Annotated in this window: 1 protein-coding gene; it reads left to right on the forward strand. The window is 53.4% G+C overall.

Annotated elements, in window-relative coordinates:
* A partial coding sequence (locus KH400_RS30085) for a hypothetical protein (RefSeq protein WP_217228380.1) occupies nucleotides 1-373 on the forward strand: 373 nt, incomplete at both ends.

The raw sequence follows: 373 nt of genomic DNA on the forward strand, positions 1-373 counted from the left end.
GAAAGGGGAGGGGAAAAAAGGAAAGGGAGGGAAAAGAAAGGAAGAGAGGGAGGGAAAAAGGAAAAGAAGAGAGGGGGAGGGGGAAGGAGAGGGAGGGAAAAAAGAAAAGGGGGAAAAGAGGGAAAAGGAGGGGGGGGGAGAAAGGAGAAGGGAGGAAGAGGGAGGGGGAAAAAGGAGAAAAAGAGGAGGAAGGGAGAAAGAGGAAAAGAGGGGAGGGAAGGGGGGGAGGAGGGGAAAGGGAGGAGAGGGGGGAGAAAGGGGAAAAAAGGGGAAGAAGGAGGAGGGAGGAGGAGAAGGAAAGGAGAGAGAAAAAAGAAGAGAAAAAAAGAGAGAAGGAGAGGGAGGGGGAGAGGGAGAGAGGGAAAGAGGAGAG

The sequence above is a fragment of the Desertibacillus haloalkaliphilus genome, from assembly GCF_019039105.1.
Taxonomy (GTDB): domain Bacteria; phylum Bacillota; class Bacilli; order Bacillales; family KJ1-10-99; genus Desertibacillus; species Desertibacillus haloalkaliphilus.